This window comes from Nocardioides sp. (genome assembly GCF_034670285.1).
In the GTDB taxonomy this organism is placed as follows: Bacteria; Actinomycetota; Actinomycetes; order Propionibacteriales; family Nocardioidaceae; genus Nocardioides.
On sequence record NZ_JAXMNS010000363.1, the window covers coordinates 1 to 3908 of the forward strand.

At 72.1% G+C, this 3908-nt stretch carries 6 protein-coding genes; all 6 read left to right on the top strand.

The genetic code is table 11. The features are described from left to right. A partial coding sequence (locus tag VOI19_RS15835) for a TIGR04282 family arsenosugar biosynthesis glycosyltransferase (RefSeq protein WP_323793929.1) occupies positions 1–379 on the top strand: 379 nt, incomplete at its 5' end. Next, complete coding sequence (locus VOI19_RS15840) at positions 376–1086, top strand: class I SAM-dependent methyltransferase (RefSeq protein WP_323793930.1); 711 nt, start codon at positions 376–378, stop codon at positions 1084–1086. The genes VOI19_RS15835 and VOI19_RS15840, both read left to right, overlap by 4 nt. Continuing rightward, positions 1083–2258, top strand: coding sequence for a molybdopterin-dependent oxidoreductase (locus VOI19_RS15845; RefSeq protein WP_323793931.1), 1176 nt, complete (start codon positions 1083–1085; stop codon positions 2256–2258). The genes VOI19_RS15840 and VOI19_RS15845 overlap by 4 nt, the downstream gene beginning before the upstream one ends. Then, positions 2258–2698: a hypothetical protein gene (locus VOI19_RS15850; protein ID WP_323793932.1), complete on the top strand. Its 441-nt coding sequence runs from the start codon at positions 2258–2260 to the stop codon at positions 2696–2698. The genes VOI19_RS15845 and VOI19_RS15850 overlap by 1 nt, the downstream gene beginning before the upstream one ends. After that, positions 2698–3378, top strand: coding sequence for a response regulator transcription factor (locus VOI19_RS15855; protein ID WP_323793933.1), 681 nt, complete (start codon positions 2698–2700; stop codon positions 3376–3378). Before VOI19_RS15850 ends, VOI19_RS15855 begins: the two co-directional genes overlap by 1 nt. Further along, positions 3378–3908: histidine kinase dimerization/phospho-acceptor domain-containing protein (locus VOI19_RS15860; protein WP_323793934.1), on the top strand; the 531-nt coding region annotated here is incomplete at its 3' end. The genes VOI19_RS15855 and VOI19_RS15860, both read left to right, overlap by 1 nt.

Here is a 3908-nt window from a genome sequence, read left to right on the forward strand (position 1 = left end):
CCTCGACGCCGGCGACGGTCCGGTGCTCCAGGTCGGCATGGACACCCCGCAGCTGACGCCTGCGCTGCTGCGCGCCGCGGGCGACGCGCTCGACGAGCACGACACCGTGCTCGGAGCGGCCGAGGACGGCGGCTGGTGGGTGCTCGGCCGTCACCGCACCGACGACGCCGCAGCCTTGGCGGGCGTGGAGATGTCCACCCCCACGACGTACGACGACACCCGGGCCGCCCTGGTCGCGCGCGGGTTGTCGGTGGCGAGCACCGCGGTCCTGCGCGACGTCGACGAGTACGACGACGCGGTTGCGGTGGCCAGTCAGGCGCCGGGCACCCGTTTCGCACGCGCCTGGGAAGCCGCACGCACGACAGGAGCACACCGATGACAGCCGACGGCACCCTGAGTCCCGGACCGATCACGGGGGAGAACCCGTTGCCCGGCTCGCTGGTCGAGCGCGACCTCGACGTCCCGTTCTCGACGATCTTCGCCCGCGCCCTGCAGGGCGAGCCCTGCGCCGTGGTCGGGCTCGACGACGAGCCCCGTGTGCTGCCGATGTCGGAGTGGACCCGTGAGGCCGACACCCACGACCACGCGCTGCTCGACCTCTGCGAGGGCGCGACCCTCGACATCGGGTGCGGACCTGGCCGGCTCACCGCTGCGCTCGCCTCCCGCAGCCAGGTCGCCCTCGGGATCGACGTCGTCCACGAGGCCGTGGGCCAGACGCGTGAGCGCGGCGGCTCGGCCCTGCGCCGCGACATCTACGACGAGCTGCCGGGGGAGGGCCGCTGGCACACCGCGCTCCTGGCCGACGGCAACGTCGGCATCGGCGGCGACCCGGTCGCACTCCTGCGACGGGTGCGCGAGGTCATCGACCCGCGTGGACGCATCGTGATCGAGGTGGAGGCGCCCGGCGTCGCGCACCGCACCGTGTGGGCCTCCCTGGAGACCGACACCTCACGCAGCCGACCGTTCCGCTGGTCGGTGGTCGGGCTCGACGACATCGAGGACATCGCCTTGCAAGCAGGCCTGGAGATCACCCACACCCGAGCGCTCGGCGCTCGCCGGATCGTCGTCCTGCAGGAACGCCGGTGAAGGCCGCCGACGTGCTCGACCGGGTTCCCCGGGAGTCCGACTTCACCAGTCGCCTGCGATCGCCGGCCGTCGCGGCGCGCGTCGGACTCTGGCTGGGGATCGCCTTCGGCATCTGCTTCCTGACGGGTCTGATCAGTCACTACGCCCAGAACGGCGACCAGCCGGTCCCCTTCCCGACAGCGCCCTACTGGGGTTACCGGGTCACGCAGGGGCTGCACGTCATCAGCGGCACCGCTGCGATCCCGCTCCTGCTGGTCAAGCTGTGGTCGGTCTACCCGCAGCTGTTCAAGTCGATGCCGTGGGGCGACGTGCGGGCCATGACGATCAGCGGCCTCGAGCGGCTCTCCATCGCCGTGCTGGTCGCCGGCAGCACCTTCCTCCTCGTCACCGGGCTGCTCAACACCTCTCGGTGGTACCCCTGGGCGTTCTCCTTCCGCCCGGTCCACTACGCGGTCGCCTGGATCACGATCGGCGCGCTGGTGGTGCACATCGCCGTCAAGCTGCCCGTCATCCGTGACGCCCTCACCTCGGACGTCGATGACACCACCCACGACAGCCCGACGGCGACCGAGCCGGGCGTGGTCAGCCGTCGCGGACTGCTGCGCTCCACCTGGCTCGCCACCGGGATCGCGGTGCTGGCCACGGCCGGCAGTACGGTGCCGCTCCTCCGCAAGGTCTCCGTGCTCTCCGTGCGAACCGGCGACGGTCCTCAAGGCGTCCCGTTCAACCGCACCGCCGCCGCCGCGCAGGTGACCGCGGAGGAGCGTGGCCCTGGCTGGACCCTCGACGTGGTCGACGGCGACGGTGTCGTGTCGAGCTGGTCGCGTGACGAGCTCGCGGCGATGACCCAACGCACCGAGACCCTGCCGATCGCCTGCGTCGAGGGGTGGAGCGCCAGTGCGGAGTGGACCGGGGTGCGGCTGCGCGACCTCCTCGACGCCGCGTCGGTCCCGCGTGGCGCCGACGTGCGAATGGTCTCGATGCAGAAGCGCTACGCCTTCGGGGTCACCGAGCTGCAGGGCAACTTCGCCGACGCCGACAAGACCCTCATCGCCCTGAAGCTCAACGGCGAGGAGCTCTCGCTCGACCACGGCTTCCCCGCTCGACTGATCGCGCCCAACCGACCCGGCGTCCTGCAGACCAAGTGGCTCACGACCGTGGAGGTCATCTGATGACCGGCGTGTGGGGTCTGCGCATCGGTCTGGGCGGTCTCGGGGTCCTCGTCGGACTGTACGGCGCTTACTTGCTGCTCAGTCGGCAGGACCTCGACCGGCTGGTGAGTGCGGCGATCTGGCTCGGCGGTGGGGTCGTCGTCCACGACGGGCTCATCGCCCTGGCCACGATCGGTGCCGTGGCGCTCGGGGCCCGGGTGCTGCCTGTGGTCGCGCGCGCACCCGCGGCGGTCGCGTTCGTCGTGGTCGCTCCGCTGACCCTGATCGCCATTCCGGTGCTAGGCCGGTTCGGTGCGGAGCCGGACAACCCGACGCTCCTCGACCGCAGCTACTGGCTCGGCTGGTCCGGGCTGGTCGTGGTGGCGCTGAGCGTCGTCGTCGTCGCCTCGCTCGTCCGCGCCCGCCGTACGACGTCCGAGTCCGGCGGCGCACCGAGCTGATGGCCCGCGTCCTGGTCGTCGACGACGACACCACCGTGCGTGAGGTGGTGGTGTCCTACCTGCGTGCGGCAGGGCACGACGTCGACGAGGAAGGCGACGGGCACGCGGCGTTGGGTGCCATGCGAGAGCGCCCGGCGGACCTGGTCGTCCTGGACCTGATGATGCCGGGCCTCGACGGGCTCGAGGTCGCTCGGCGGCTGCGCGCCGTCGGCGACGTCCCCATCATCATGCTCACCGCCCTCGGCACCGAGCAGGACCGCGTCGCCGGCCTGGAGATCGGCGCCGACGACTACGTCACCAAGCCGTTCAGCCCCCGCGAGCTGGTGCTGCGCGTCGACTCGATCCTCAGACGGGCCCCCGGCGGCTCGCCGGGCCTGCCGACGCTCGTGACCGACGGTGACCTGGTGGTCGATCACGGCCGCCGCGAGGCGCGCCTCGGCGAACGGGTGCTGGCGCTCACGAGCCGCGAGTTCGACCTGCTGCACTTCCTTGCCGCCAATCCCGGCGTCGCCTACTCCCGCGACGACCTCCTGCAGCAGGTCTGGGGCTGGTCGATCGGTGACCAGTCGACCGTCACGGTCCACGTGCGTCGGCTGCGCGAGAAGGTCGAGGTCGATCCGACGAGTCCGTCGCGGCTGCTGACCGTGTGGGGCGTCGGCTACCGCTGGGAGAGCGCCTGATGTATGCCGAGCTGCTCATCTACTCCGGCCTCGCCTCCTGCGGCGTGGGCGCGGTCGGCATGGCCGCGGGCTACCTGCTGCGGCACCGGTCGATCCGGTGGCAGCTCGGGCTGGTGGCGGCCGTGGCGGCGGTCTCGGTGCTGGCCGGAGTGCTGGCGCTGGCCAACCGGATGCTCATCTCGGACCGCGACATCGAGGCCATCACCCTGGTGGTGGGCGTCTCAGCCCTCACCGCCACGGTCGTCGCCGGACTGCTCGGCGCGGCGCTGGTGCGCTGGTCCGAGGCGCTCCAGGCAGGGGTGCGCAACCTCGGGGTGGGCAGCACCTACGTCGCCCAGCGTCGCGGTCCGCGCGAGTTCCAGGCCCTGGCGACCGAGCTCGAGACCACCCAGGCCCGGCTGGAGGAGTCGCGCGAGCGCGAGCGCAGGCTCGAGGATGCCCGCCGCGAGCTGGTCTCGTGGGTCTCTCACGACCTGCGGACGCCGCTGGCCGGCATGCGCGCGATGACCGAGGCGCTCGAGGACGGCATC